Genomic DNA, 26,318 nt, shown 5'->3' on the forward strand with positions numbered 1-26,318 from the left:
ACGTTAGCAAGGAAAGTAGGGTCGGCAGCACGCCGCTCAGCGATATCCCGCCATATCTTATTGCGGTCATATGGCGACGGATCGTCCATAGGCGCGCTCGGGTTCTGATAGGGGCTCGTATGCAGCAAATTGTCCAGAAGCGAGTACGCTCTGGGCCCACGCAGAGCTTCAACAATTGGCTTGTAAGCCTCATCCTCCGCCGTCTTTGGTGCCTGGAGGTCATCCTGTCGGGATAGCGTCCAATGCGCTCCCATGATCTCGCTGGCCGATACCGGCGCATCGGGAGACTTCGGCGCGAGTTCGACGACGGGCGCATCGGAGATGAAAGGGCCGCGCTGGTCGGTCACTTGAGGTACTTCCGGCCAAGATACCCCAGGTCGAGCTTGAAAATGCCGCCAGTGTTCGAGGCGACGACGATGCCGCCCGGCCCATGAAACTCGTAAAACCCGTCGCTGCGGGCGACCGGCACATAGCTGCGCAACACCTGCGGCGTGATCGTCGTCTTATGGTCCGAATAGACCGGGCGTGGCACCTTCGGATCATCGCTCCATTTGAGCGAGCTGAGCACCTTTTCGAACTGCGCCTGGCTTTGTTCCGCCGGAAGCTTGACCGGCACATTGTTCCAATAGCCGATGCCGCCATGAAACACGCCTTGCCCGTCGGGCACACCGCCGACGGCCACTTGCAGGAAAGTGCCATATTGACTGGGATTGAAGGTATGGACGCCGTGCGCGCGCGCCCAATCGGCGTACAGATTCCCCCCGATCTCGCGCGCGGCGTTCGCATCCTGCGGCGCGAACCGGGCGAGCGCCGGTGCCACATCGGTGTTGTACTTTTGCAGCGCCAGTCTGCCCGATCCATCCGGCTTCATGTCGTCGATCAGCGATCGGTCGGCCTGGCGCGCAGCCGCACCGCTGGCGGCACTCGCCCGGTAGATCATCGGCAAGCCGACAAGGCGCTGTGCCACCGCATCATCGGGTGCGATCTGGCGCATCGCCTGCAAGGCATCGCGGCCGCCAAGCGGCGCGATCGTGTCGATCACCTGCAGCCGCCCTTTGTCACCGCTGGCGAAAATGGCCTTTTGCTGGTTGACCTCGGCGGGCTGCAGGAACGGCACGGGCTGGCCCGCTGCCTTGCTGACCGTCTTTTGCCATTGCCGCCGGGCCGCCCAGGTGGCCGGGTCCGCAAAGTCGAGCGGCGGAGGTGGCGTGCCGTTGATCGCTGCCCATTGGCCGGGGTCGTGCTCGAACTGTTGCTTGCGGCCGGGCGCGATCGTCTCGAGCGCATGGAGCCGGACCTGATCGTCGGGCGATGCCTTCGGCCCCAGCGCGCGCAGCCGCGCCATATCGGCATCATATTGCTGCGGCACCCATCCCTGTGTCTCACGATTGACGCCATTGCGGATGCGCAGCGCGCTCAGTTCGGTTGCGTTGCTGGTATCGCCATTGGCGCGCGCCGCCTGGGCAAGCTGATCGAGCACCGCATCGGGCACGACGATCCCGGCCGCCTGTTGCGCTTTGGCCGTCGCAATCGCCTCGTTGGTCGCGGCCTTTTGCAGCGCGATCTGGTGTTGCAAGATTGCGTCGTTACGACGGATTTCGACCTGTGCGCCATCGCGCAGGCGGTCGATCTGCTGGCCATCCAGCACGTCGTTGAAGTGGCCACTGTCGAGCGCCACCACCAATGCCTTCGGATTGGTATCCTGTAGTCGCTGGCCTGCCGCCATCGCAAGTTGTGCGTGCAGTTCGCGCCGCACCGGCTCCCGATATTCACCGATCCCTTGCTGACTGTCGATCAGCCCATCGATCGCCTTGGTCGCCGTGACGTAAGCATCAGGATCGGCGCTGGTGCGGACGAACGCCGACCAGCGGTTGCCCGTTTCACGGATGTTGCCGACGCTTTCCTTGGCCGCTGTCGCTGCCTGCCACGCATCCTCATTTCCAACAAAGGATGCGCGCTGTTCCTGAATTTGGGCTTCGATCGATCGACGCACGCGAGTGTCGGTGATGCCCGCAGTAATATCCTGCGTGGCGGCATCGAAACTGTCCGCCATCGCCTGCGCATGGCCCGCAGCCAGCGGCGCGGCGTTCGCGCGCGCGGTATTGCGCTGTTCGTCAAGCGCCAGCCGCACGCGCGCAAGGTTGGACGCCGCCGTCGTCGCCTGCTCATCGGCACGGAGTTGGCGGTCGATCTTTTTCCCTTGCTCCAGCGCGCCGCCAAGCTGCCCAATGCCCTGGCCAACGCCCGCGCCGAAATCCTGCGGCTGTGCCAAGGGAATGCCAGCCGTATTGCCCGGCGCGACCTGTGGTTGATAGATTTGTTCCTGCGCCATCAGGACCGACCATCGCGTGCAGGAACAGGATGGCGCGCGGCGCTGACCACAAGGTCGATCTTAGCTGGGATGCAGAGCGCTAAAGACACGGCTGACCAATCGAAACGGGGTTGACCGATTTCGAAGGGCTAGGGGGCACACAGGCCCGGCCGCTCTATCGTTTAACGCCCGCGATCGGCGATGCAGTCCAGCATGGGGGTCGGGGCGTATCGAGGCTAGGCCGACGCTTGTCGCTCCCTCTCACGACACGCCCTTTTCGTCAAGTCTCACTGGTCCTCATCGTTGACGGCACGGCCATGTTTGGGCCACCCGTTCGGGATCGCATCGCGCGCGGCGCTGAACACAAGGTCGAGCAGGTTGGCGAGCGGCTCCGCGTCGATCATCGTGTTGCTGGCCTGCCCCGAGATGAGGTGCTGCAGGCAGACCATCGCGCCGACGGCGACATTGGCCTTGTCCTCCTGGTCGCGGGAGGACCGGATGTCGCTGAGCGCGCTCATTTCGCACCGGCCGGGGCCGCATCGGGCCGGAACCAGAGGTTGACCTTCACGCCATCGCGCTTGCTCTCGTGCCGCACCCAGCCGAACAGGCGCAGCAGTGCGGAGATGCGCGTCGTCGTCATCCGGTCAATATCGGTCAGGCCGATGCCGCGCGCCGCCCAGACGGCAGTCGTCTCGGTCTTATCCTCCAGCCATGCCTTGAGCGGCTCGGCGAGATTGTCGCCGCTGAACAGCGCGACCGCGCCGACGATCGGGGCAGGCAGGCCGACCTGCGTCCACACGCTGCGCGCCGCTTCCGGCCCGAACAGGCGGCGCGCCTCGCGCACGACCGCAACCCCGGCATTGAGCCGGATCGGGTCATGATCCAGCGCGATCTGGGGCGGTGGTTCATATCCGGGCATTTCGAAGCTGCCCGTCTTGCGGATCGACGGCAGCACGACGCTGGTCACCCACTTGCGGAACCGCTCGGCTTCCTCGCGGCGCGACTTGAACACCGCCGCATACATGCCGCTTTCGGAAATGATGTTCATTTCCTGCGGCCCACCAGGGGTGTCCACGATGTGGACACCCTTTTCGTCGTCGTGCAGCACGCGGGCCATGTGGGGCGCATGGGAGTATCCCAGTGCCCTCGCCAGATCGCTCGCAACGAACCACGGGTCTCCGAGGATCATCACGACGCGGACCGGCTCTTCTTCAAACTGATATGACATAAGTGCAGTGTTCATGGACGCTTTCCTTTGAAAACGTCCGGCCGCAGCGCCTCAATGCTGGTGGCCGGACGTGCCACGATTGAGACTACCGCCAAAGGAACGGCGCACCTTTCGGTGCTCGCGACACGCCCGACCATAAAAAACCGCGCCCACACGGGGCGTGTGGCGCGGGCTGCGCCTTTGGATACAGGGGTCTCAATCCCTTGGCTGGGATTTACCAGCCGAGCGCTGCTATAAGTGAGCGCGACTCGACAATCAAGGGGACCGATGTGTTTATAGCGTTGGCCATTGTTTTCGCCGCAGGTGGACATGTCGATAGCGGCATGAAGCAGAGGCTGGACGTGACCATTGAGCGGGTGAAATCTCAAATCCAACGCCAAACCGCTGTGCTTCGGGCTCGCGTGCAGGCGAACGTGATTTACGATAATTGTGTTTTGCTGAACGCCTTGGATTTGGCCATGTCCCAGCCAAATGAATTTGCTGAACCGTTGGCGAAAGCCGCAGAGCCTATGTGCAGCAAACAACACACCGATCTGTATTTGGCGACCTATGAGCAAGTAAAGACGTTCGGCGATTACGACACCGCCGCCCTCATGACCCGATGGGAAGTCGGTGCTCGTGAACGTGCAACTTCTTGCATTATCGAATATAGACGCGCACCGGAAAGTATGAATCTTCCGGCGTGCCAGGCCGAATAGGCCACGCATCACACCCCCGCTTTCAGCACAACAATTCGCTGCTAACGAGATCGAGTCTTGTTCCTGCGCCCTCAGACGATGCCGTCCGAACCGGAAACGCCATAGGCATTGCCCGATGCGCCGCCGCCTGAATTCCCCTTGTTGCTGTTCGCCCAGTCGACCCCATGCGCCGCCGCGCCGAACATGCCCTGCGTCAGCGCATTGGCCCCCGCCGAATAGGCTTGCGCGCCCTGGATGCGCAGGCCGCGCGCTTTGGCGGCCGCCTGCCGCCGCACGGTCAGCGCATCCAAGGTGGCGTTGATCTGGCTTTGCGTCAGCGCGTCGAGTGCGGAACCGGTGCCCTGTTGAAACCCGTTCGCGCCCTGTGCGGCCACTTGCTGGCCGATCGCCTGGCGCGCAGCATCGCGCACCCGGCCTTCGGTGACCGCGCCGTCCCGCTCGGCCTCGGTCGCCATCGTGTTTGATAGGTCGCGATTGTATTTTCCGGTTTCATAACTGGCGACACCGCTGATAAGGCTACCCGCCGCCTGGACCGCCTGCACCATCAGGCGATCCTCTCGCACAGGATATGCGTTTCGGAGGCCGCGCCGAATTTGCGCAGCACATGCGTCGGCACAAGGCCAAGCGCCTCGGCCCAGCGCACTTGCGGCCCCTTCACGCACAGCACCGCCTCGAGCAACTGCGCGGGGTCTAGCCCCGGAAACGACAGCAGGATCGCCTCGGCATCGATTGCCGCGATGCAGATCGCTTCGATCCGGCGATACAGGCTGGCGGCGATGCGACGCCGGGTAAAGCGCGTAATCGCCACATAGTCGCCGCCAAGGCCGCGACTGAGGATTGCCCAGGCAACCGCCTGCACGCCGGGAAAGGTCTCGCGCAGGCCGACACAGGCGATCGGGCTATCGCCGCGCCACGCCGTCCATGCCTCGCCGCCTTCGGCCAGGTCAGCCGCCGCCTCGATCGTCATTACGCTGTTGAGGCCGAGCTGCACGCGCTGCGACGGCTGGCGCTCGATCGTCATCGCGTCCGGCGCGCGCATCGGGCGAAACGATACCGTCATCCCGTCACCTCGATCTTGGGGAGCGCCGCGACGATCACCGCTGGCAATGGCTGCGACGATGTGAAGGTCGCGCGACCGCTGCGATCCCATCCGCCGCTGACCGGTCGCTCGGTATCGCCGGTGAACAGCGGCACGGGCGCGTCCATATAGCCCGCGCTGGGGCGATCGATCAGATTGTCGAGCTTGCCGCCCTGGACGCCGATCTTGAGGCCCGCCGTTTCGATCAATCGCAAGGCCAGCCGCACGATCCGCTGGCGCACGCCCTGCGATGTGCCAGTCTGCGATTTCAGTTCGGGCGGCAGTGTGACGACGGTTGCGGTATAGGGTATGCCGACGGTGATGGTGTAGGCCCGGTCCTGCGGCACGACGCTTTCCGGAATGTCGAAGCTGCCATCCGCCGCGACGGTTATCCCGTCGATCACGCCGCCTTCCGCCAGCACCGCGACGGCGCGGTTGGCAAGCTGGGTCGCGCCGGTGAAATGCGTTTGCCCGGCTGCCGCCGTTGCCGTCGTGCCGCTATCGACGAAAAATGCGGCGGAAATCGGATCGCCATCGTCGCGCCAGGCGGCCATGCGCTGCACGCTCTTTACGCCGTCCGCCCGGCGCACGAGCGCCCACACTTCATCGCGCTTGCCATCGGCACTGGCGATCGTCGTCGCGCTCAGCACCGCACCATCGCCATGGATGATGCGCGAGAAGCCCTTGATTTGCTGCTCGGGCGCGTGCGGGTGGACGAGCATCTGCCCATCGCCGCGCACGCCGAACAGCAGTTCCTCGGGTTCCTTCTGATAGGCGAGCTGCAGCACGCCGCCGCGCGTGATGTGGCGGCACCACACCGTCATGTTTTCGGCGATGTAGCGATCCTGCCCGAAATCATATTGCGCCTGGCGGAGTTTCCGGCCGCCGCGCTGGACGAAGATGCCGGTGGTGCCGATCTGCAGCGGGAACACGCGGTCGCTGCCATAAAAGCTTTGCGGCACCGCCTCGATATTATCGCCGCCGATCGCCTGCGCGCTGTTGATCGCGCCGATCGCGATCTCGCGGCTCGCCGTGCCGACGACGATCTTGCGATCCCCCACCGCCCACAGGATGGGATCCTCGGTCGAAAGCGTCCGCCGAAAGGCCAGGTCGCCTGCCAGCAGCCCGCTCGACGTGGTGGTGATGTGGTTGAGATAATCGCCTGCGACGCTCGCCAGCAATTCGAATTGCTTGAAGTGGCAAAGCCGACCGCCATTGGCCAGCACGACGCTGGGCCAGCCGGCCGCCGCACTGAAGGCCGCATGGGACCAGCGGAAGCTCGGCACGGTGGTAAGGCTGTCGGGCAAGCGCCGCACCACGTCCGCCGTTGCCGAGAAGCCATCGCCCGCGATGGCGGTAATCATCACCGTGCCATAGCGATCGTGCAGATAGGTCCACCGCACACCGAACGGGCCCTTGCCGTTGATGTCGGTGCCGCTCTGGCTACCGTCCCACTCGGTCCCGCTGGTGTGGATCGGCTGGCTGGTTCCGGTGCGCCCGGCCGATGCCGCGACATAGACCTTGCCGTCCGAGCGACGCTTGCTGCCAACGGCAACGCCATCAATGCCGACTTCCCATGCGGGAATGGTCGAGAAATCCGCGGCCTCGATCTTGAACGGCGCGCCGACATGCCCGGCGAGAAAAATCGCGCTGGACGCGGAAAGCGTGATGCCCGCACCGGTCGCGGCACTGACGGTCACCGTCCGCGTTTCGTCGACATTCTGATCGGCAAACGGACCGTTCACCAGTGGCGCGACATCGTAGACGAAGGTTTCGGCACCGGTGCGCGTCAGGCGTGCGGGCGGATGGTTTTCGTGGTCGAGATATAGCCGATCGTAGCTTTGCTGGAACGACACATAGGGCGCTTCCGCCGCCGTATAGGGCACGATCACTTCATAGGGCACGCCCGGCGCGGTCTCGATCCGGCCGCCATTGGTGTAGAAGCGGAGGCGATAGTCGCTCCACTCGATCACATAATCCTGCGTGAGGTTGAAGCGGAACTCGGTCACCCACTGCGCGGTCGGCGCGGCAGGCCGGATATATTCAAAGCCCGGCCGCTTCACCAACGCCCCCTCGACCGTGGGCACGAAGTTCTCGCACGTGTCCATGCCGACGGACCAGATCGCCGTGTCGACACGGCCACCCATGCGCGGCGAAAGCTCGCCGCCGTTGAAGCTGGTTGCGATTGGGCGCTGCAGCGTCATCAGGGCCAAATCCAGGGAGAATTTCCATAAAGCGGCCCGCGCGCCGCGCCGCTGGTACGCGCCAGTTCCCAGTCGGTAGGCTCCCACACGATCTGCGGATTTTCGCGCGCATCGACACGGCGCGCATCCGACAACGCTTCGCGATACGTTCGAAACGCATCATCCTTGCGCCCCCGGTCACCAGTGATGCGATCGGCAATCGCCCAACCGAGGCGGCGCGCAAAGACGACCACGAACAGATCATCCCACAGGGCCGGTTCCTCGACATCCGCCAGATAGCGGATTGGCAGCGGCCCGGTGCTGTTGCTGAGGATGCAATTGCCCTCGAGCTGGTAATCGCGGCGATTGGCGCTTGCCGCGCGGCCCAGCACCTCGACCAGGCGCACGCTGTCCGCAGGCATTTTGAACGATGCGCCCCACGGGAACGGCACTTCGTCGAGAGCGAGTGCGGCAAGTTGCTGCCGCCGCATCGCGAAATTCCAGGTATGGGCGCGGATTACCGCGCGCCGCTCGATATCCCATACTGCCTTTATCGAACGCGACAGATGCGTGTCGTCGTCGATCGACCGAAGCTGATCGTCCTCGCCAATACCGGAGGCCGCCAAATTGGCGATAGAGACGTAATCCGCCATCGATCAGCTCACAGCAGCGGCCATTTGGACGCGAAGATTTTCTGTTCGAGCGCCTCGATCATCATCAGGGCATCGCCCTTGCTGATCTTGGTGAAATCGATGTTGAGCGACATCGTGTCGCTCTGCGCTTCCGCCGTGCCTGCCGCGACGGTGATGTCCTTCAGGGTGTTCTTGCCGCGCTGGATTGTCAGTTTGACCTGGGCCATCGATCGTTCCCTTGTCTTGGTTGACGGAAGTGTCTGCGGTTACCGGGGTGGTGGAGATCGGCCACCACCCCGGCCTCGGGCCATGACGCCACCACAGGTCAGGCCGAGCTCGTGGCCGCTAGTTCGCGGTCGTATATTCGATGTCGAAACCGGCGATGACGCCCGCTCCGATATCGGCGACGCCAAAGGTGGCCCAAAGGTCTTCATCGACCGTGTTGGGATCCAGCACGAAGGCCGACGCCTTGGGGCCGAGCGGCGTGGGAGCATCGGTCGCAGTCAGGGTCTTCGCGGCCACATATTTTGCCGGGATTGTCGTCGTGCCGATCGAAATCGTCGTCGTGGCAAAGGACGTATCCGTAATGCCCGAGATCGAATGGAGCGATGCCCCCTGCGGCAGCTTGCCCAGATACAGGCGGTCGCCAATCGCCAGCGCAACCGCTGGCTTGGTCGAGCGCACGCGACGCTTCTTGCCCCCAACCATACGAACATCGAGCTTCTTGGGCGGGTTCTGGCTACCGTCGGCCGCACCGACAAATTCAAGGCCATAATAATCAGCCATGTTGTGTCTCCTATGGAGAGAGCGGCGTCCGCGACCGGACGCCGCACCCAGGGTTTTTACTGCTCGCTGTTGAGGATGAGGCCGACTTTGCCCGCCTGCGTTCGCGTCGCTGCCACCGTGGTGCCAGCGAACACACTGCGCGTGTCGACCTTCGACGGCTGATCCTTGATCGCCGTGCGCAATTTGCGCCACACGCCCTTGCGAATGCCGGAGCGCGTCCAGAACGGGTTCTTGGTATAGCCGTTGGCATCGACCGTGAGGCCGAGCTTGAAGGCGCGCAGACGTGGATTGCGCAGCTCCATGTGGACGAAATTCCACCCGAGCAACGACATGATGCGCCCCTTCACGAAGGTGCCGCCATAAGCACCTTTGAAATCGGCCGAGGTCGCGGGAATTTCGCTCAGCAACTGCGCGTTCTGAACGGCATCGATCACCATGAAGCGGTCTTCTTCCTGATCGACGAAGCCCTGGTCCAGGAGCTGGCCTGCCGCGATCAGTTTTGCGACATTCATGCCGACTGCACCGGCCGCTGCGCCGGTGCCGACCGGAATGATCTGGCCTGCCGGAAATGGCGTCGATGTCGTGCCATCCTTGCCCGAGATGATCGGACCGTACGCGCCTTCCAGCACACGGCTGTCCTGTGCGCGATTGATCGTCGCCATGGCAGCCATCGTATACCCGCCGTCGAGGCTGATTTTGGTTGCGAGCTGGTCGGCTCCATCAACGAACTTGTTGAAATAAAGCTCGTTCGGCTTGACGATCCAGACGCGATCATGGCCGGGATCGGTTTCCTTCAGATCGGCGAAGCGCTCGTCTGCTTCTTCCGGGTCAGTGTCGCCGATCAGATCCTTGACCGTTTCCTTCTCGGCGCTGGTGCAATCCTGTTCTTCACAGGTGTCCCAAAGGACGGCCTTGTTCGATTGGAGCTTGAGTTCGAGGTTGTTCGCGAACTCATAATTTGCAGTTGTGTTGACTGTATCAGCCATGGGATGGCCCTCGCGAAAAAGGTTTGATCCGATTTCGAAGGGCTAGGGGGCACGCAGGCCCGGCCGCTCTATCGTTTAACGCCCGCGATCGGCGACGCCATCCAGCGTGGGGCCCGGGGCGACGAGGCTAGGCCAGGACTTAGCCGGGGGATTGGGAGCGGCTCCCCCGAGGCCGATCGTGAAATCTCACGCCGCGACTCGCGCGTCAAGCTGGGTTTTCGATCTTTTTTACAATTGTTGTTCCGCGCGCGCCTTGCCAGCCGCCGCTGCCGCGTTGAGCCGGTCCCACCGCGTCCGTTCGGCCGATCCGGGCACCATCACGCGTTTCTGGAATTCGGGATCGGCCTTCAACTTGTCGATCTCGGCCTGTGCTTCGGCCCCCGTTACGCCGAAGCGCCCCTTGCCGCCGGTGATGATCGTATCTTCGGCGATGCCTGCGCCGAGTTTGGCAAGGATGGTCAACGCGCGATCTGCACCCAGGCCAGCGCGCAGACCCGCCATGTCCTGCTTGGAGAAGCCAAGCGCGCGCGCGGCGCTGTCAACATGGGCGAGCTGCTCGTCTTTCTTCGCCCCCTGTTGTTTGACCCATTCCAGTGCCAGATTGTCTTGCTTCGCGCTCTCGGCCGCCGCCTCATCCATCTGTAATTTGATGAAATCGCTCACCAGCCCCTCAAACGCTTCCTTTGGGGCACCGTGCTTGAGCGCGCTCTCGCGCAGCGAGTTGATCAAAGGCTCGTTGAGCGGCACGCCTTCGGGTGCCTTGATCTCATAGCCGTCAACCTTGTCGGGCACGCCGATCGCGGCCTTGAAGGCGGCGATATCCTCCGGCTTGGCATCTTCGCCCGGCACCTTGATCCGGCCGTTTTCGCGCAAGGCCCGCTCGGTATCGCGCGCGATCTTGGTCAGGCCGTCAAGATCCTTCACGCCCTTGGCCGCCAGCCAGTCACGGTTCGAGCTGGTCTCGCCATCCTTCGTCTCGGCCGATACCTTTTCGAACCAGTCGGGAACCGCAGCGCTTCCATCGGCCACGCCGCCCTCAACGGCAGACGCTCCCGGCTGTGCGCCGCCGCTCTCTGCCGCGCCAGGCGCACCACCACCCGTCACTCCCGCACTTCCGATCAAATCCATCGCGCCGCCGCCGGTTGCGCCGCCATCGGTCCCGCTCTCGCCATCAATTGCCATCGTCGATCTCCATGAGTTTCTGGACTGCCGCCTCGTCCAGGTTGAGGTAGGTTGTGATCCGGTCGAACACCTCGCGTCGCCCCAGCCGCCGCGCCATCACCAGCGGATCCTGCGAAAACAGCAGCCGGCGATTGTTGGGATGCGCGAAGCAAAAGTCGCGCAGGTCGGCGAGCACGCGCTCCGCCGATACGCGCAGGCGCTCCTCGTCCGTCAGGAACAGCCGACGCCACACCGTCACCGGCGTCTGCCACCCCGCGAACAGATCCTTGAAGTTGCGCGCCATGCGCACCGCCTGCAAACGGCGTTGGTTTGTCGTGCTCATGCTGCGTTCGCCAGGCTGCTCGCGCGCGCGAGGTCGCTCGCCGCCGATGCCGCTCCCTGCAATTGCTCGACGCCGGATGCCGCTGCCTTGCTGTCGTCACGCGCCTTGCGCTTCGCTGCGACCTGATCGGGCGTTGCGATCCAACTGGGCCGCACGCCCAGCACATCGCCAAGGCCCGGTGCCGCCGCATCGACATCGATATGATCGAACACCGCGCCATCATCGACTTGCGCCAGCGGAGCCATCGCCTCGATCCAGCGGGTCAGGCCCGCCGCTTCCTCGGCGCGGGCCATGCGCGACAGCGGGTTTTCATATTCGATCACCGGATAGGCCCCGGCTTCGATAACCTCATCCGGAAAGGGTTCGATCTGGCGCGCGCGCAACGCGAGGTCGAGATCGCGTTGCGTCACCGGGTTTTGCTTCTCGCTTTCGTAGCGCCCAGCATAAGGCGCGACGAGCACGCCCTGTTTTGCGACCATTTCCAGCACTTGCGTCGCGGTCATGCGATCCCCCGGATCGGTCAGGATCTTGAAGAAATCCTCCAGGAACGCGGTCTTGACCACGGCGCGCTCGCTTTGCTGCATTTCGAGGCCGATCGGCAGGTTTGATCCGGTCGGCATCGGCGCGACCATCAACTGCCCCTGTTCGTTGACCAGGCCGGGATTGGCCCCGCCCGGCCGCGTCACCAGCGACGTGATGCCATCATCGTCGAAAAAGGCGAGCGCGGGATCGACCATCTTGTGGGCGGAACGCAGGATCGTCTGCGCCATCTGGTTGAGGCCCTTGATCGTCGGCAGCACCTTGATCGTGGGCGACCGGCCATAGATATCGCCCGGCCCGGTCACGTGCCGCGAGACCGAAATCGGCATCGAATGGAAGCCCTTGCGCCGCAGGATCACCTTGTCGGCGATGGCGATGGTAATGCTGTCGATCGCCATGCTGCGCCGGTCCAGCGCGTCGGGCTGCAAATCGCCATTGGGGCAGACGATGTGCAGGATCTCGAATTCCTCATCGAGCTTGTTGCGCTGGATCGCCTCGCGCATCTTGCCGGTGAGCGCATCGGCACCGAATTCCTGCAGGCACTGGCGCGCGTCCGCTTGTATTTGCGGTGCACCGTATCGATGCGCCCGGCAAAGTCCTCGTCGATGTAACATTCCGACAGGTGCAGCGCCTTGTAGAACAGACCGACGCCCTTGCGTTCGCCGGTCCAGAGCGGGCCGGTGCCATAGCTGCCGAGCTGGCGAAAATCCTCCTGGGCCTGCACTTCGAACCCGGCATGGGGCGCATAGCGGATCGCATGAAGGCGATCGCCCGCGCGCTCGCACCACCGCCGCACCGCCGGGATCTTGTCGAGATCCTTATCGCCGAAGCGCAGCCGGATATATTGGGTGTTACGCGGGATCGTGATGCCCGCCATCGCCGCGCAAAAGCGATCGAGGCTTTCCACCGCCGTCACATCGAAATTGGCCGCGCCGTGGATGGTGCCGGGCGTATTCTTGCTCCAGCCACCGGCACCCAGCGGATTGACGCGCTCGTCGATTTCCCGCCACAGGCTTTCCATCGCGCGCGCAACGCCGCCAGGCGGTCATGATTGCGCAGATGCGCCTTGACCAGATCGTCATCCTGCAGCGTATCGTCGGCCATCGGAATTTCCCTGTTGGAAGAAACGGGCGCGACCACCGCGCGCCCGCATCTGTCGGTTAGAAGTAGATGTCGTCTGCGATGTTGACGGTGCTGCCGGTCGCGACGTTGATGACATCGCTGCGCTTGCAATAGGCGACCTGTTTTCCGTCGATCAGCAGCGCATACCCATCGATCGCATAGCCGCCCTGGCCATTGGCCGGGCCGTGGACCGTCACCGCGTCGCGCAGCATCTTGCCGAGCGTGTGATCCCGCCACACATCGCCGGTGACGACGATCGGCGCGATCCCGGTAATTTCCCGCGTGCCGTCGCTCAGCACGATTTCGACCTTTTTGCCGCCCTGATCGGCCTTCGTCAGCGCTTCGGTCAGCGCGTCGCCGGTGAGACCATCGCCGACCGGCCCGATCTTGCGTGACTTGGGGGCATTCTCGCCACGCTTGACGCTGGTTTTAGAGGCCGATGCCGCCGCTTGCAGCGCCGTAATCGTGGCATTGGCCGCGTCGAGATCCTTCTGCAGTTTCGCCGCGTGTTCTTCGAGATCGATCTTTTCCTGTTCGTCGAGCCCAAGTTCCTCGTTGAGCGTTTTGTTCTGGGCAGTCAGCTCGTCGATGCGGATCTGCAATGCGGTTGCCCCTGCAGGATCGAGCCCGGCATTGAATTGCTCCATCAATTCCTGCTCGCGCGTTTTGGTCGTAGTGTCGTCCATGATCGTTCCTTTCAGCTTCCCAGGGTGAGCTTGCCGCCGGTCAGCGGGGCCTGGACCCCCGCCGCGCCGTTCACGAGGTCCGCCGCGCCGCCTTTGCGACGCCGGAGTTCGTCCGTGGCCGACACCGCCGCCGCCGCATCGTCACGCGTTGCCGTGGGCAGTGCGGTCGGGGCCTGTCCGGGTGTCGAGATGATGCCCAGCGCCTTCAGCGGGGCCGCGATAATCTTGCCGAGAAGTGCCATCATATCCCTCCAAGTTCGTTGTAATCGCCGTCCACCCGCACGGTGCGCCGCTCCCGCGACTTGCCTCGAATGTCGGAGATGACGTGCTCGCCCTCGAGCGCGGCATATTGCTCGGCATCCTCGATATGGGTGTGGATCGTGTCGGCGATCTCGAGATGACCCCGCGTCTCGCCGTCGGTCATGTCGGCTTTGCGATAGTGATACCCGCCGAGATGCCCCCGGATCAGATGCTTGCACGACGGGTCGATCAGATATCCGCCGCGTTCGCTCATCGCCTTGCGCTGCGCCTCGAGCCGAAGCTGCTCGCGGTTCGTTTTCGCCTTGTAGACCTTGAAGCCCAATGCCTTTTGAAAAGGCGGAACCCAGTCCAATTCGCGCGCCTCTGCATCGCGATCAGCCGCGGCGAATGCGGCAGGATCGGCGACCACGCGGATCTGGTCGGCGGTGATATCGGGGCAACGCTCGATGATCTTGGCGCGGAGCATCTTGCCGAACGCCGTCGGGCCGACCTTTGCCAGCGACTTGCCGCCATCCTGAAACGCGACCACCTCGCCCAGCGTTCGTAGCTCGCCCATCACCGTGCGCTGTGTCAGCACGGCTGCTGCGAACAATCCCTGGTCGACGCCGACGATGAGCTTGCGTCGGCGATCCCATTCGATCGTCTCTTTGGCGACATGCTCGCTATAGCTGAATTGCGGATGCACCGGCAGGCCGTGCCGCACCGGCACGAACTTGTTGTGGATCATCCGGTCGACATAATCGGGCCGGTGTTTGTTGGTCGCTTGCTGCAGGAGGTAATATCCACGCCCGCCGCGCAGATTGTGCAGGTTCTCAGCGCCAGGCTCGAGCCCGCCCGGCTGGATGAAGCATTCGATCAGCGGTCGCCCCTCGAGCGCTACCAGCAATTCGGGGCTGGCGAGATCATGCAATCCGCCGAGTTCCTTCTCGATCGCCAGCTTGTAGAGATAATTATCGGTGAATGGCGCGTTGCTGGAGATCAGTATCTGCGGATCGACCACTAGCTTGGGATCAAGGCTCGAAAAACGCCCGACGCGACCCGACAGGTAGCTGATCAATTCCTCGGGCTGCAAATCGCCTTCGTCGACACCTGCGCAGTTCAACTCCCAGCCGCGCGTGGCCGCCTCTACACCCTGATCGCCGATCGCGCGAAATTCGACTTCCATGTCGAGCACGTCGGTCGGCTGGCGAGACGCATCGCGCCGCAGCACACGCTGGAATTTGTGGCTGTACGGTGCCTTGGCGCTGAAATGCCCATACTCTTTTGGCGTGATATTGAACCATGACGGTAGCGTGTTCGCATCGAGACTAGGGTAACTCTCACGGATGACGCCAAATTTCGCGCGTCGGCGCTTGATGCCGCGTTCATCGATCCGCGCGCCCTGCATCGCGCCATTGCGGACGCCCTTCTGCAGCATCGCCATCGTCTTGCCTGAACCAACCGGGCCGATGATCACGACGATGAACGCGCGGCTGCGCATGAACGCCTCCGCCACCGGCCCCGGCGACGTGAGTGCGATGGGTTTGGCTGCAACCGTCATGCCGCGACCGCCCGCATATCGTTCGCAAGCGCGATCAGCTCGGCTGCACGCTGATCGAGTGCGTTTGCCACGGCCGCGATTTCACCCGCGCTCAAGCCACGATCGGCGGCAAGCTTGTGGTTGACGGCGCGACGGCCAATGCCGAGAATGTCGGCAAGGCACGCTGCACCACCAAGCGCCGTCCGCGCCCGATCCAGCAACACCAGCCGACGAACTGCCCGCGCCATCGGCGAAAGGGTGTTCCCATTTGTGAGAACGGGCGCGTCAGCCATTGTTGATTTCCTCATCTTGAATTTCGTGGAAATCGCCCTCGAGCATTTCCTCTATCTCGCCATCGGTATGGGTGACGCCCTGGATGATCAGGTCAGCAACACCCGAAAAGGTCATGTCGACCGCGACCGGTTTTTTGCTTTCGAGGTACGGCAACAGCGCTTCGGCACACCTCACGCGCAGCGCTCGCGCCTCGGCATAGCTCATCCGCTCGACAACTACGTTGGGCGTGCCATCCTTCCGAAAGCTGTGAACCTTTTCCTGCTTCGAGGTTTCGATCAGGACATCTTCCGGCGTCGATGACAGCTGCATCAGCGTGATTGCCGGATGCTGCCCGAAGGTCTGGATGTAGCGCGCAAAATCATCGGTGCGCTTGTTGCGAGCGCCAGCCGGCCGACCGCGCTTGCGGCTTCGCGCCTCGGTCAAAACGGCCATTCGACCAGCCTCGGGGCCGAGCGCTTGGCGCGCCTCCAGCATTTCCTCAGGCGTTACCGGCTCCAGCAGGTTGAGCTGTTGCTCCTCCATTGCGCGGTCAGCCAGCAAAGCCTTGGCGTCGTCAACCACTTGGCGCACGATCGCAGCGTCGCCGGTGTCAGGCGTTGACATGGCCGCGCCCTCCCCATAGCTTCATTACTTCGCCCAATGGCGACCAAGCACCGGGACCACCACTATCCCCGACCCGCGTTTCACTCCTCGAATTGAGCGCCGATCGCGCATCCTGGCGTCGCACTGACGAGGGCAAGCTATCCCCCCGACCCCCGTTTTGCCGCTCAACCTTGGCCGTTCGCCCCCTTTCGACCGGTCGGCATCAATCCCGTAAAACGGAAGGTCGATCAAAATCCGGAATATCGCGTGCGCCAACATGCGAGCATCAGGGCGCGCGGCCGTTGGGGGCCCTACCCCCTCGGGCTGGGCACTCAGGCCCCCCCGTCCGATCGGCCCGCCTGCGCCGCCCAGCGTGCCGCATGGGCTCAACCTAGAAAGCTTATGACCATCCCCGGAAAGCTCTGATTTTACAGCATGTTGCGCGCCGCATTCCGACACCGGCATTCCGACATGCCCGATCCGCCCCCCGCAAACCCGCAGAAATCCGCCGTTTCCGCCCGCGCGACCCAGCCGCGCCAGGCCACCCCGATCGCAGGCCAGCCGGGCCAGATCCACCGCGCACCAAGCCCAAAAAGTTTTGCGGCGCAGCCCCTCCGTAACACTGTGGATCGGGCGTTTCGGCGACGATGCGACCGGGCAGCGCATATCCACCCCATATTATATTCGCGCCAGAACCGCAGAACCGGTAGAGAACCGCGCGCCGCCCGGCAAATGGCGTATTTCTCCCGTTTTCTTGATTGGGTTCTGAAGTTCTGTAGTTCTCGGTATCTTCCCTACACGCACGCATACGCACGCACACGCGCACATCACGCGTAGCGGTTTGGAACAGAACCGCAGAACCGTTGAATACCAATGTGTTGCTGGTTCTGTGCGTTCGTCGCTCCAGAACTCTAGAACCGCGCCCCCCCGGCCCGTAGGCACCGCGAGGCTGGCTGCGCCACACTCTTATCTGCCCCAACTGGGCCGGGGGCAAGGGACAAAGTAAAAAAACAAGTCGAAACGGGCGCGATCGATAGATAGCGTCGCCCTCGCGATAGTAGTGGAGGCGGAGCGCGGGCGCACCGCTCCGCTGCGCTACGCTGCCCGCGCGCGTTGGGTTTGGTGCGCCCATCATGCCAGCGGCCCGCCTGGGCAGGCAACGAAAGCGGGCACCTCGTCGGGGTCGATCACCAGCTCGATCGGCACGAGCACGGCGGTCAGCGATGCGCGGGCGAACTTGGTCTTGATGCCACGCGTTGCGCCAGGCGCACGGGCGAGCGTGGTTGCCCAGCCGCCGCCCGCCCATTTGGTCGGGCCATAGATCGTGGCAAGCTCGCGGTGCGACAGCGCGACCGCAAGATAGGTCGGCTGGCCCGGCATCGCGTCGATTGCGCCCCACCGTTCCCGCCCATCCGGGCCGGGGCCGAGCGGCTTGCGATTGACGATCTTGAGCCCAAGCTCCTGGATCTTGTCGCGCGCGCCCTGGTCGCCTTCTCCGGCGCGTACCGCACGGCCGATCCACGTGCCCAGCCCCTCGCGCAGATCGCCACCGCGAAATTGATGCGGCGTGGTGCGCAGGTGGTTGAGGCAGGCATCATGGTCCTGCACTGCGTCGTTGATCTCAGCGAGGCTTTCGGGTGCGCACAGCCGCGCCCAATGGTCGAGCAAGTCGGCATCGGGCACATGATCGTACAGCGCCAGATCGGCGCAGGCGAGCAAGGTGCCGAAGGTATCCGCACCACGCGCGTCATGGCCGCCGCTCGTCAAAGCGTCGTGATAGAGGTCATAGGTCTCTTTGTAGCGCCACCATCCATCGAACATGCGGCGCATCAACGCCGCGCCGATCGCGGGCAATTTCGCGCTCTCCAGATCCAGCTTGCGCGCGTCGCGCGGCAACGGCTCGAGCTCGAGCACGGCAAAGCGGCTACGGTCCTGCGGCTCCATTTGCGGCATCAGGATCGCCGAGAATTGGAAGCAGGAATTGAGCGTGAAATCGGCCGCTTGATGGTCCGAGGATCCCTTGTGCATGTCGCTGCCCGACGAGGCGACGCGCGCCAGCTCGAGCACTGCCGACAGCTTGTGCGCGTTGAACGCGTTGGGTTCGAACTCGTCGAAAATGACTGCGATCGTCTGGTTGCGCAGCTTCTGCCGCACCGCCGCCTCGGTCGCGCCGCCCGTGCGCAGCACCGCGCTGCCCAGCAGCCGGTCGATCAGGCCATCCTTGCCGTTAAAGCTCGATTTGCCCGTGCCGCGCCCGCCGGTCACGAAGAGATGCGAGCGCCAGGGGAGCGCGCCGGAAATCGAGGTCTGCGCAATCCACCCCAAGGCCAGCATCTGGTCGACGAGCCGACGCCGCCACGGCCATGTGCCGATCAGCGCCAGCAATTGCTCGACCGGCTGTTCGTCGACCGGCTCGTGATGCGGGCGCGGCGTGGCTTCGCCGGCCGGATAGACATAGCCGTCGATAAGGCCGGTCGGGAACCATTCGGCGTCAGCGGCGGTGCCGTTGATACGCCGCCGCCCGACCATCACCTTGTCGCCGAAATGGACGATCAGCGCGCCGCCGCGCCCCTTATGCGCGCCGCGCCCGCGCACCCGGCCCTGCGGATCAAAAATCCCCGCCAGGCCACATGCGCCAATAAGGGCTTCGCTTGCTTCGTCTTGCTTGAACCCGACGATTTCGCTGGGCTTGATGATTTCGCCCGTCTTGGCGCTGACCTTCGGCTCCGACCAACGCGGCCAATATTTCGACAGTAAATGCGTCTGCGGCGCAAACAATGCGTTGAAGTTATTCTTGCCATGGTCGCGCGGGCCGAGCGCCACGAGCTGACCAAGCACGTTGAGATAGAAACAGGTCTGGCCATCGGTGCCAATACCGAGCGGCTTGACCGGACATCCCGGCGGAATGCGCGGGCGATCGAGCCCGTCATCCTCATCATACCCGCCAAAGGGCGCGGCATCGCCCGCCTGGGCGAGCGCGGGCGCATCGACTGGCGCATCGAGCGCCGCTGCGATCGACACGACATTATCGGGCAATGTGGCCGGGTCGGGGCGCGCGCGCCGGGTCATGCGACACGCTCCCCAAGATCCGACAGCAGCCAGGCGTTGATGTCCTTCACGCCCCTTGGCGGCATCACGAACTGGACGTGATGGCCACGCGCCTGTTGCCGCGCCATGGCCTGTTCGAGCGCTTCGAGCTTGTCGGCCGCTTTGCGCCGCTCGGTCTCGTCGGCACCGGGTGGCGCGTCGTCGCGGTCGCACACGATGACGATCGTCGCGATGGCGGCGGGAAAGGCGATCAGCCCGAGGTTGCGCAACGAATAGCCCGCCAGCACGCGCAGATCGGGCTTGATCATCGCCACGGTGAGCGCGTCCTCGATCCCCTCGGTCATGTAGATCGTTTCGGGCCGCCCGCTCTTGCTGCCGGAAAGCGCGCCCAGCGTCTTGCGCGACGCGCCCTTGCGCAGCGGCACGAACGCGCCGCCCGATTTGCCCAGCACCTTTTTGGCGTTGCCGCGCGGCACGCCCAGATCGGCACCATCGGCCTTGACCCATTGCCCATGCCGATCGCGGCCAAGCCAGGTGCGATGCGTCGCGACATGGACGCCATCGGGCGTGATCATCTGCGACACCATGCAGGGCAGCTTCATGCCCGCGTCGCGGTTCCACACCGCGTCATGGTAGCGCAGCGCGTTCGGCCAATGCCCCAACCGCGCGACATCGATGCCGCGCCCCTCCAAATAGCGCGAGGCCGGGCAATCGCCGGTCAGCGGCACGCCGTTAAGCCACAGCGACCGCGCGCCGCGCTTCTTGGCCTCGGTTTCCTGCGCCGCGCGGGCCTGGGCGTCGGCATCGATCGCGATGGTCTCGGCCCGGATCGTCGCCAGCCGCGCCGGGTCGAGATGGTCGATCCCCAGCCACGATTTGGCATATTGCACCGCATCGCCCAGATTGCCGCCGAATTTGGTCAGCGCGATCATGTGCAGCATGTCGCCGCTCGCCCCGACCATGCCGGGGCTTGCCCGAAAATCGGTCCACAACCCCTTGTTCGGGCCATCGACCGTCACCGCCAGCGATTGCCCGCGCTCGCCCGCGATCGATCCGACGCGCAGGAAATGCCCGTCGCGCACCGCATTGGGCAGGCAATCGCGCACCACGCTTTCGCAGCGCGCGCGCAATTGCAGCTCGATTTCGCGAACGGTGATGACCGAAGGCGACACGGGATTAACCGGCCACCGCGTTGATATACCAGACACCGGCCGGGAGCTCGTAATCCTGGGCGATGCCCGCCTTGAGCTTGATCCCGGTCGCCGCCGGTGCGACATAGCCCGCCGCCTTGCTGGCGGAAATGCGCTGATCCTCATCGGCGATCAGCCGGATCAGGCAAGGGCCAGGGATAGGGCCGGATTGCGCGCCGAGCGCCACTACCGTCGCGCCTGCAGTGGCATCAAGCAACGGGGTCAGCGGCAATGCGCCGTTGCGCAAGGTGCGCAGCGAAAACGCCGTGATGTTCAGCGACATAGGTCTTGCTCCATAGCTGGGCGGGCGGGGGTGCCGTCGGCGGTGCGATCGAACGGTTTGTCGAGCCAGCCGAGCGGGCCGCCGCGCGCGCTCACCACGCACATCCGTCTAGGATTTTTCCTACGGAGCCATTTGACTTGTTGGAACGAAATGAGGAACAAATGCGGAACATAGGCGAATGATTCGCCAGGGGGCCCGCACATGACCGCGAACGTCTTGCCATTTCCATCACGCCGCCTTCCGATCGACCCGGAGCGCCGGGAGGTCGTAAAAGTCGTTGGGCTGCGCGACGCCTTCGACGTACAGCTCAACCATGAAGGCGGGTCCGGGGATCATGTCGCCGTTTTTCCAGCGCAGCCACGTCATCCGCGTCGTCCCAAAATGCGCACCGGCCTCGGCATCGGTGAGCGCGCGCTCCCGTTGCCATTGCTTCAATTTTCCGGGAGCAGCCTTCATTCCAAAGCTGGTAACACTATGCGTTACAATTTGACAATCCCGTGTAACGCGATACGTAGCTGCGTTGTGACCGCGACCGTTCTATCTTTCCTTCGTATGGAGGACATGCCGAACCGCATTCTCGAGCTGCGCCGTGCGGCCAAGCTGAGCCAGGAAGAGCTCGGCTTTCGCGTCGGCGTGTCCAAGATGCAGATATCGGGGATGGAACGCGGCAAGCGCGAACTGTCGCTCGGCATGATGCGTCGGCTGGCGGAAGCGCTGGACGTTTCCCCCGCCGACTTGCTGTGCGACGAGGACAACCCGATGCGCCTCGCCACCGACGAGCGCGCCTTGCTGTCGCGCTACCGCGCCGCCGATCCGGAACAGCAGCGCAATATTGAACGGGTCACCGAGGCCCTTGTGCCCTTCAACCAACGGCAGCGCGACGCGGCATAACCGAGAAGTGCTTCACCGCCTTCTCCAATATGATGTCGTGATCGCCAGCGCATGGCTGGCCCTGTCGCTCTTCACGCTACCGATCCTGGTGTCAAAGGCGTGGGAGCGACTGGGCATTCCCGGCAAATGGTGGCTGGTATGGCCCGCGATCGGACTGTGCATCGCCGCGATCGCGGCCTGCTACAGCGCCGCACGCATTTTGGACAACATCCATTGCGAACGCGAGACGCACCACCCGTGCGAAGAGGGCGGCGACGACTGACGCAATGCGCTGGTAACGCATAACGTTACTTTTTAGTTTGACACAGTAACGTTATGCGTTACAACGCGCTCCGTTCTCAACGGAGGCGCATCATGAGCTTGCACGACCGGCGGCTACAGCCGCCCGACACCGAAACCTTCGACGCCGCTGCCATCACGCCGCTGCCGTCGCTCCCCACCTTCGCCAATGGCACGCTATACGGCCTGTTCGCCGTGGGCGGTATGCTGGGCCATCGCGACCGCGCGGTCTCGTGGTTGTGCAGGCTGGTCGATGCGCTGATCGCGCATGATGGCTTTCCGCAACCGCTCCCGCTGCGCCAGGCGGATGGCACCACCAGCCGCGCCGCGCATCGCGACAGCCGTTGGCCCGCCGCCGCCGTCGATGCGTGGCTTGCCGGTCAGATCCCGGCCGGGCTGGTCGCGGTGGTTGATACCTCGCACCTCGCCGCCGCCAGCGCCCGCCTCGATATGCGGGCGCGGGCGTGAGCGTGATCGACGGAGGGCGCGCCGCATGAAGCCGCTCCCGCGCCGTCCGCGCTACCGCGCGGTGCATCCCCGGTCGCTGCATCCCATGTGGCTGCGCCAGCGGTCGCGGCTCGCACCGCTGATCCACGATGCGCAGGCCTATGATCGATTGGTCGGCCGCGCGGCCGTCGCCATCGCCGCCTGCCTGATCGGCATGATGTTGCTGCGCGTCGTCATCGCCTGGTCGCAGGGGAGGCTTGGCTGATGGTGGCCGGTCTGAACAACAGTCTTTTCACCACTTTAGAGGGGCTGAAACGGCGCGCGAAGAAGCTGAGCCGCACGACAGGAGTGCCGCACCATGAAGCGCTCGAACAAATAGCGCAGGCGGGCGGTTATCGCGACTATCGCCAGGCGCGGACCTGTCTGCAAACCGAGGATCGCTCCGAGAACATGGAGGCCGGTAATGGGTCTCGATGATCTCCAACGCCGCGATGCGCGCATCGCCCAGCTCGAGGCGATCGGGTGCCGCAACCGCACGCGCGAGCAGGACCATGAACTTGGCCGTCTGATCGACGCGCGCGATCAGCTCTGGCGTCGGCTGGCCAGTCGCGTCGCCGCCGCGCGCGACCGTGCGCGCGAGCTCGAAACCTATGCCCGCCAGATCGGGCTGCCTCTTCCCGAAAGCGTTCCCCATGGCTGATCTTGTCGACGCTGCCCAGCAACTGGAAAGCGAACACCTCGCCCGCTCGATCCGCGCCGCCCGCGTGCCGGTGCCCGAAGGCGTACCCGGCGAATGCGAGACATGCGGCGAGGATATGCCCCGCCTTGTCGACGGTCGCTGCGCGCCCTGCCGCGATGGCCGCGTCCGCGTCGCGCGCTTCCACCCGATGACGGGAGACGCGGCATGATCGTCATCAGGGTGGAGCTTTGGTCAGCGATCACAGGAGAGAAGAGCGAGATCGCTCGCATGACCATCGATAATATCGGTGGAACGGTGCAGCGCGGCGACTATCGCGCGCGCACGATGCGAGGTCGTTCGCTCGAGGCGCTGCACAAGGCCATGCTCTCGAACACCATCCAGCGCGAAGGGAAGGTATTCGGCCATGAGCGCTTGCGCCTTCATGTGTGGAATTTGGTCGCGAAAGCGCTCACTGCCATGGGGTACGGCCTGTGAAGCATGACGCTCGCACCCCGCGGGCCGGTTGTCGTTGTGCCCCGTGCCGATCGGCCCGCGCGCGCGTCTGGCACAGCCTGTCCGCCGCGCAACGCGTCGCGCTGCGGGCGCTCGATCGCGCCGTGCCGCGCCACCAGACCGATTTGCAGAAACGCGACGGCATTCGCTGGCGGACGATCGGCACGCTCTTGCTCGATCGCCCGGATCGCCCGGCGCTGGTGCGCGAGCATCAGCTTGGCGAACGCAACTGGCACGCCCGCACCATGCCCTTTTTCACCCTCAACCAGCATGGCCACGAGTTGATCGCCGCCATGTGCCACCACGAAAGGAAGTCCGCATGAGCGAGATGGAAGACGCGCTAACTGCGCTGCAAAGACAAGTCGAAATCCTTGAGATGAAGGTGAGCAACCTCAGGACCGGGGAACAGGTTCAAGTATGTAAAACGATACCGGATCGAGATCACTTTAAGGAATTGGCGGATAGTCTGATTGGTCACCAAGATGGATGCCAGTGGGAGTGTGGTGACGAAGCGCTCCGATCATCGGCCATTTTGCGCATTATCATCGATAATAAGATCAGCGACCAACTAGCAATCGAGCACGTCGAGGAGCTGATTTATAAAGCTGGAAAGCGCTTCGCCGAAGAGATCACGCTGGATGAGGTGCCGTTCTGATGCGCCACCTCATTCCCCACATCGAATACGGCCATTGGCGCGGCTCCGCGCTCACGAATGACGGCCGCCCGCACGGTGACGAGGCTCGAGGATGCATTCTTTGCGTCCAATGGCTCGGCATCCTGATTGAAATCGGGATCGGAGCCGTCCGATGAACGACGCCAAGCCGGGCGACCGCTGCAGCAATGGCCCGCACGTCGAGTGCTGGACCTGCCCGAACTGCTATCACGATCATACGGCCAGGGTGTCGCAATGCGAGGACTGCGGAATAAAGCTGTCCTGCACCATCGAGCGCCCGCCGATCGCCGTCTGCACCGTAGCGGAGCGAGACGCGTGATGGCCGCTCTTCTCACGCCCGCGCAGCTCGAGCGCGCCAACGCCATTCTTGGCGACTGGCTGGCCGATCGCATCGAGGTCGAGCTGGGGGATGCCGCGCGCGCCCTCGATCAGCCACGCCATGCGCTCGGTTTCGCCGTCACCCGCCGCCTTGTCTCGACGCTGTTGCGCAAGCGCGGCTTCACCAAATTCGGGATCGCCGGCTCCGGCTACGATCGCGATACCCTCTATCGAAAGGCCAACGCATGATCGACCATGCCAAAGTGGCGCGCGGCCTGTCGCGCGGCCAGAAATCAACCGTGCTGCATATGGATGCCGAGTTTCGCATGCTCGGCTGCAGCGAAGCGACGGCGATCCGCCTGAGCAAGCCTTACGGCCTCCGCCCAGCCCTCACCACCAGCCGGAAAAGTGAAGCTGGCATCCTGCTGTTCGCGCTGAATGCCGACGGCCTGGCTGTCCAAAAGCATTTGACGGGGCAAGTGGCATGACCCCGCCCGAAGCCGCGCCGATGCGCGAGGATGTGACGCAACTTCTACCGTGCCCCCGGTGCGGTAACAGGGCGTTTTTTAACGATCAATTTTGAGGTTTGGTGCCGCACCGATAGGTGCCTTAAACTTCCTCCACGCGCGTCCCGTGCCGAGGCAGCCGATGCATGGAATACGCGTTCCTACACCGCCCGCCCCGACGCCGGGGATGAGGTCGAGCGGGTGTGCCGTGTTCTAGCCAAGGCGGATGGCCTCGATTGGGACGAGGTGTGCGCTTACGAAAAGGGCACCGCAGAGGAAATCGGCGACGCGAGCTGCAACAGCAGCACGTGCGTGGCAGCACATTACGAAGACCATGATCCGGATGTTGCAAGGGGCCGCTATCGCAAGCAGGCCGAGGCGATTGCCGCGCAGTATTCCGCCGCCATGCGCGAAGGGGTGGACCGGGTGGCGTATCCCGATATCGGCCCTGATCCGATGAAGGGCGATCGTTCTGACCGTTTCGAAGAGGCTATAGCGCGGGTGCGCGAGGATGTGACGCAGGCTGATCGTGATCTTGCTGAGGCGATCGTTTCGCATACCCGAGGATATGCTGTGCGCCTCCCCAACGACGGCCATACCGCTATTCAGCTTGCTGCGCGTTTTCGCCTCGCCCACACCGCCCACCCCGATGCCGGGGATGCCGGTCGGTATCACTTCACCGACGAAAACCCGTTCGAAGTCCGCACTGTTGAGGGAACGAAGAAACTAGGGCGTGGGTGGTTGGCAATCACTGAAGCCGAGTACGCAGGTCTTCGCGCCCGCCCCGACGCCGGGGATGAGGTCGAGCGGGTGGCGAGGGCGATCTCGCATGTCGTCAATCCGTGGGATCACGATGGCGACCAATGGGAAGGCTACGAAGACGAAGCACGCGCCGCACTAGCCGCCATGCGCGAGGGGGTGGACCGGGGGATGGTGGAGGAAGTGCCTGCCGTACCTGAATGGCTGGCGAAGGTGCTTGCAGAGAATGTGGCCCGTTTCGACGCTCTACCCCTAGCAATCAAGAATGCCCGGTTCTCGTATGTCGCCGCCGCCGCCCTCTCGCGCAAGGGAGGGTGAGGGG

At 63.9% G+C, this 26,318-nt stretch carries 36 protein-coding genes and 1 pseudogene; 15 read left to right on the forward strand and 22 right to left on the reverse strand.

What is annotated here, in order from left to right:
• Positions 1-343: 343 nt before the first annotated feature.
• From NW75_RS12975 to NW75_RS22965, 3 genes are all read right to left on the reverse strand, one after another.
• Positions 344-2,332, reverse strand: coding sequence for a hypothetical protein (locus NW75_RS12975; protein WP_033965614.1), 1,989 nt, complete (start codon positions 2,330-2,332; stop codon positions 344-346).
• Positions 2,333-2,598: 266 nt separating this feature from the next.
• Positions 2,599-2,829, reverse strand: a complete 231-nt coding sequence (locus NW75_RS12980) for a hypothetical protein (RefSeq protein ID WP_033965615.1) — start codon at positions 2,827-2,829, stop codon at positions 2,599-2,601.
• Positions 2,826-3,554, reverse strand: a complete 729-nt coding sequence (locus NW75_RS22965; RefSeq protein ID WP_081988755.1) for a BRO-N domain-containing protein — start codon at positions 3,552-3,554, stop codon at positions 2,826-2,828. The genes NW75_RS12980 and NW75_RS22965 overlap by 4 nt, the downstream gene beginning before the upstream one ends.
• Positions 3,555-3,742: 188 nt before the next feature.
• Here NW75_RS22965 and NW75_RS12990 point away from each other — a divergent pair, with 188 nt between their 5' ends.
• On the forward strand, positions 3,743-4,237 hold the full coding sequence (locus NW75_RS12990; protein ID WP_033965616.1) for a hypothetical protein: 495 nt from the start codon (positions 3,743-3,745) through the stop codon (positions 4,235-4,237).
• 71 nt (positions 4,238-4,308) lie between these two features.
• Here NW75_RS12990 and NW75_RS22970 read toward each other — a convergent pair whose 3' ends face one another.
• The 19 genes and pseudogenes from NW75_RS22970 to NW75_RS25205 all read right to left on the reverse strand — a co-directional run bounded on the left by NW75_RS22970 (position 4,309) and on the right by NW75_RS25205 (position 21,387).
• On the reverse strand, positions 4,309-4,782 hold the full coding sequence (locus NW75_RS22970) for a hypothetical protein (protein WP_052192392.1): 474 nt from the start codon (positions 4,780-4,782) through the stop codon (positions 4,309-4,311).
• Positions 4,782-5,297, reverse strand: a complete 516-nt coding sequence (locus NW75_RS13000) for a hypothetical protein (protein WP_033965617.1) — start codon at positions 5,295-5,297, stop codon at positions 4,782-4,784. Before NW75_RS13000 ends, NW75_RS22970 begins: the two co-directional genes overlap by 1 nt.
• A complete protein-coding gene (locus NW75_RS13005; RefSeq protein WP_033965618.1) occupies positions 5,294-7,519 on the reverse strand; it encodes a hypothetical protein in 2,226 nt (741 codons plus the stop codon). Before NW75_RS13005 ends, NW75_RS13000 begins: the two co-directional genes overlap by 4 nt.
• Positions 7,519-8,151: a hypothetical protein gene (locus tag NW75_RS13010; protein WP_033965619.1), complete on the reverse strand. Its 633-nt coding sequence runs from the start codon at positions 8,149-8,151 to the stop codon at positions 7,519-7,521. Before NW75_RS13010 ends, NW75_RS13005 begins: the two co-directional genes overlap by 1 nt.
• Positions 8,152-8,159: 8 nt before the next feature.
• Positions 8,160-8,357, reverse strand: coding sequence for a hypothetical protein (locus NW75_RS13015; RefSeq protein WP_033965621.1), 198 nt, complete (start codon positions 8,355-8,357; stop codon positions 8,160-8,162).
• A gap of 118 nt (positions 8,358-8,475) precedes the next feature.
• A complete protein-coding gene (locus tag NW75_RS13020) occupies positions 8,476-8,916 on the reverse strand; it encodes a hypothetical protein (RefSeq protein ID WP_033965622.1) in 441 nt (146 codons plus the stop codon).
• A 56-nt stretch (positions 8,917-8,972) separates the two neighbouring features.
• Positions 8,973-9,902, reverse strand: a complete 930-nt coding sequence (locus NW75_RS13025; RefSeq protein WP_033965623.1) for a phage capsid protein — start codon at positions 9,900-9,902, stop codon at positions 8,973-8,975.
• 228 nt (positions 9,903-10,130) lie between these two features.
• Positions 10,131-11,084, reverse strand: coding sequence for a hypothetical protein (locus NW75_RS13030; protein WP_033965624.1), 954 nt, complete (start codon positions 11,082-11,084; stop codon positions 10,131-10,133).
• A complete protein-coding gene (locus NW75_RS13035; RefSeq protein ID WP_033965625.1) occupies positions 11,074-11,406 on the reverse strand; it encodes a Bbp19 family protein in 333 nt (110 codons plus the stop codon). The genes NW75_RS13030 and NW75_RS13035 overlap by 11 nt, the downstream gene beginning before the upstream one ends.
• Positions 11,403-12,967: pseudogene (locus tag NW75_RS13040) on the reverse strand (portal protein). The gene NW75_RS13035 and the pseudogene NW75_RS13040 overlap by 4 nt, the downstream one beginning before the upstream one ends.
• Before the next feature lie 139 nt (positions 12,968-13,106).
• Entirely contained in the window at positions 13,107-13,754 is a 648-nt protein-coding gene (locus NW75_RS13050; protein WP_033965628.1) for a hypothetical protein, read from the reverse strand.
• Between the two features lie 11 nt (positions 13,755-13,765).
• Positions 13,766-13,999, reverse strand: coding sequence for a hypothetical protein (locus tag NW75_RS13055; RefSeq protein WP_156143035.1), 234 nt, complete (start codon positions 13,997-13,999; stop codon positions 13,766-13,768).
• Positions 13,996-15,555 carry a hypothetical protein gene (locus NW75_RS13060; RefSeq protein WP_033965630.1) on the reverse strand — a complete coding sequence of 520 codons (1,560 nt, stop codon included), beginning with the start codon at positions 15,553-15,555 and terminating at the stop codon, positions 13,996-13,998. Before NW75_RS13060 ends, NW75_RS13055 begins: the two co-directional genes overlap by 4 nt.
• Entirely contained in the window at positions 15,552-15,827 is a 276-nt protein-coding gene (locus tag NW75_RS13065) for a hypothetical protein (protein WP_033965631.1), read from the reverse strand. The genes NW75_RS13060 and NW75_RS13065 overlap by 4 nt, the downstream gene beginning before the upstream one ends.
• Positions 15,820-16,431, reverse strand: coding sequence for a hypothetical protein (locus tag NW75_RS13070; protein WP_033965632.1), 612 nt, complete (start codon positions 16,429-16,431; stop codon positions 15,820-15,822). Before NW75_RS13070 ends, NW75_RS13065 begins: the two co-directional genes overlap by 8 nt.
• 1,110 nt (positions 16,432-17,541) lie before the next feature.
• Positions 17,542-19,479: a hypothetical protein gene (locus NW75_RS22975; protein WP_052192393.1), complete on the reverse strand. Its 1,938-nt coding sequence runs from the start codon at positions 19,477-19,479 to the stop codon at positions 17,542-17,544.
• Positions 19,476-20,630 (reverse strand): DUF7146 domain-containing protein, encoded by a 1,155-nt coding sequence (locus NW75_RS13085; protein WP_033965637.1) that lies wholly within the window; start codon positions 20,628-20,630, stop codon positions 19,476-19,478. Before NW75_RS13085 ends, NW75_RS22975 begins: the two co-directional genes overlap by 4 nt.
• 4 nt (positions 20,631-20,634) lie before the next feature.
• Complete coding sequence (locus NW75_RS25200; RefSeq protein ID WP_033965638.1) at positions 20,635-20,931, reverse strand: hypothetical protein; 297 nt, start codon at positions 20,929-20,931, stop codon at positions 20,635-20,637.
• A 228-nt stretch (positions 20,932-21,159) separates the two neighbouring features.
• Positions 21,160-21,387 carry a hypothetical protein gene (locus NW75_RS25205; protein WP_033965639.1) on the reverse strand — a complete coding sequence of 76 codons (228 nt, stop codon included), beginning with the start codon at positions 21,385-21,387 and terminating at the stop codon, positions 21,160-21,162.
• 96 nt (positions 21,388-21,483) lie between these two features.
• Between NW75_RS25205 and NW75_RS25210 the strand changes: the two genes are divergently transcribed.
• The 14 genes from NW75_RS25210 to NW75_RS13165 all read left to right on the forward strand — a co-directional run bounded on the left by NW75_RS25210 (position 21,484) and on the right by NW75_RS13165 (position 26,314).
• On the forward strand, positions 21,484-21,822 hold the full coding sequence (locus NW75_RS25210) for a helix-turn-helix domain-containing protein (protein WP_052192394.1): 339 nt from the start codon (positions 21,484-21,486) through the stop codon (positions 21,820-21,822).
• A gap of 7 nt (positions 21,823-21,829) precedes the next feature.
• On the forward strand, positions 21,830-22,084 hold the full coding sequence (locus NW75_RS13105; protein WP_033965640.1) for a hypothetical protein: 255 nt from the start codon (positions 21,830-21,832) through the stop codon (positions 22,082-22,084).
• 92 nt (positions 22,085-22,176) lie between these two features.
• Positions 22,177-22,569 carry a hypothetical protein gene (locus NW75_RS13110; RefSeq protein WP_033965641.1) on the forward strand — a complete coding sequence of 131 codons (393 nt, stop codon included), beginning with the start codon at positions 22,177-22,179 and terminating at the stop codon, positions 22,567-22,569.
• Between the two features lie 25 nt (positions 22,570-22,594).
• On the forward strand, positions 22,595-22,813 hold the full coding sequence (locus NW75_RS13115; protein WP_033965643.1) for a hypothetical protein: 219 nt from the start codon (positions 22,595-22,597) through the stop codon (positions 22,811-22,813).
• Positions 22,813-23,025, forward strand: a complete 213-nt coding sequence (locus NW75_RS13120) for a glyoxalase superfamily protein (RefSeq protein WP_033965644.1) — start codon at positions 22,813-22,815, stop codon at positions 23,023-23,025. The genes NW75_RS13115 and NW75_RS13120 overlap by 1 nt, the downstream gene beginning before the upstream one ends.
• Positions 23,012-23,248: a hypothetical protein gene (locus NW75_RS13125; protein WP_033965645.1), complete on the forward strand. Its 237-nt coding sequence runs from the start codon at positions 23,012-23,014 to the stop codon at positions 23,246-23,248. The genes NW75_RS13120 and NW75_RS13125 overlap by 14 nt, the downstream gene beginning before the upstream one ends.
• On the forward strand, positions 23,241-23,456 hold the full coding sequence (locus NW75_RS13130) for a hypothetical protein (protein ID WP_033965646.1): 216 nt from the start codon (positions 23,241-23,243) through the stop codon (positions 23,454-23,456). The genes NW75_RS13125 and NW75_RS13130 overlap by 8 nt, the downstream gene beginning before the upstream one ends.
• On the forward strand, positions 23,453-23,722 hold the full coding sequence (locus tag NW75_RS13135; RefSeq protein ID WP_033965647.1) for a hypothetical protein: 270 nt from the start codon (positions 23,453-23,455) through the stop codon (positions 23,720-23,722). Before NW75_RS13130 ends, NW75_RS13135 begins: the two co-directional genes overlap by 4 nt.
• Positions 23,719-24,063 carry a hypothetical protein gene (locus NW75_RS13140; protein ID WP_033965648.1) on the forward strand — a complete coding sequence of 115 codons (345 nt, stop codon included), beginning with the start codon at positions 23,719-23,721 and terminating at the stop codon, positions 24,061-24,063. Before NW75_RS13135 ends, NW75_RS13140 begins: the two co-directional genes overlap by 4 nt.
• Positions 24,060-24,395 carry a hypothetical protein gene (locus tag NW75_RS13145; protein ID WP_033965649.1) on the forward strand — a complete coding sequence of 112 codons (336 nt, stop codon included), beginning with the start codon at positions 24,060-24,062 and terminating at the stop codon, positions 24,393-24,395. The genes NW75_RS13140 and NW75_RS13145 overlap by 4 nt, the downstream gene beginning before the upstream one ends.
• A gap of 151 nt (positions 24,396-24,546) precedes the next feature.
• Positions 24,547-24,732: a hypothetical protein gene (locus NW75_RS13150; RefSeq protein ID WP_033965650.1), complete on the forward strand. Its 186-nt coding sequence runs from the start codon at positions 24,547-24,549 to the stop codon at positions 24,730-24,732.
• The gene (locus tag NW75_RS13155; protein WP_033965651.1) at positions 24,732-24,980 is read left to right on the forward strand and encodes a hypothetical protein; all 249 of its coding nucleotides are present in this window, start codon (positions 24,732-24,734) and stop codon (positions 24,978-24,980) included. Before NW75_RS13150 ends, NW75_RS13155 begins: the two co-directional genes overlap by 1 nt.
• Positions 24,977-25,219 (forward strand): hypothetical protein, encoded by a 243-nt coding sequence (locus NW75_RS13160; RefSeq protein WP_033965652.1) that lies wholly within the window; start codon positions 24,977-24,979, stop codon positions 25,217-25,219. Before NW75_RS13155 ends, NW75_RS13160 begins: the two co-directional genes overlap by 4 nt.
• Before the next feature lie 264 nt (positions 25,220-25,483).
• Positions 25,484-26,314, forward strand: a complete 831-nt coding sequence (locus NW75_RS13165) for a hypothetical protein (RefSeq protein ID WP_033965654.1) — start codon at positions 25,484-25,486, stop codon at positions 26,312-26,314.
• The last annotated feature ends 4 nt before the right edge of the window (positions 26,315-26,318 follow it).

Source organism: Sphingomonas sp. Ant H11, assembly GCF_000797515.1.
Taxonomy (GTDB): domain Bacteria; phylum Pseudomonadota; class Alphaproteobacteria; order Sphingomonadales; family Sphingomonadaceae; genus Sphingomonas.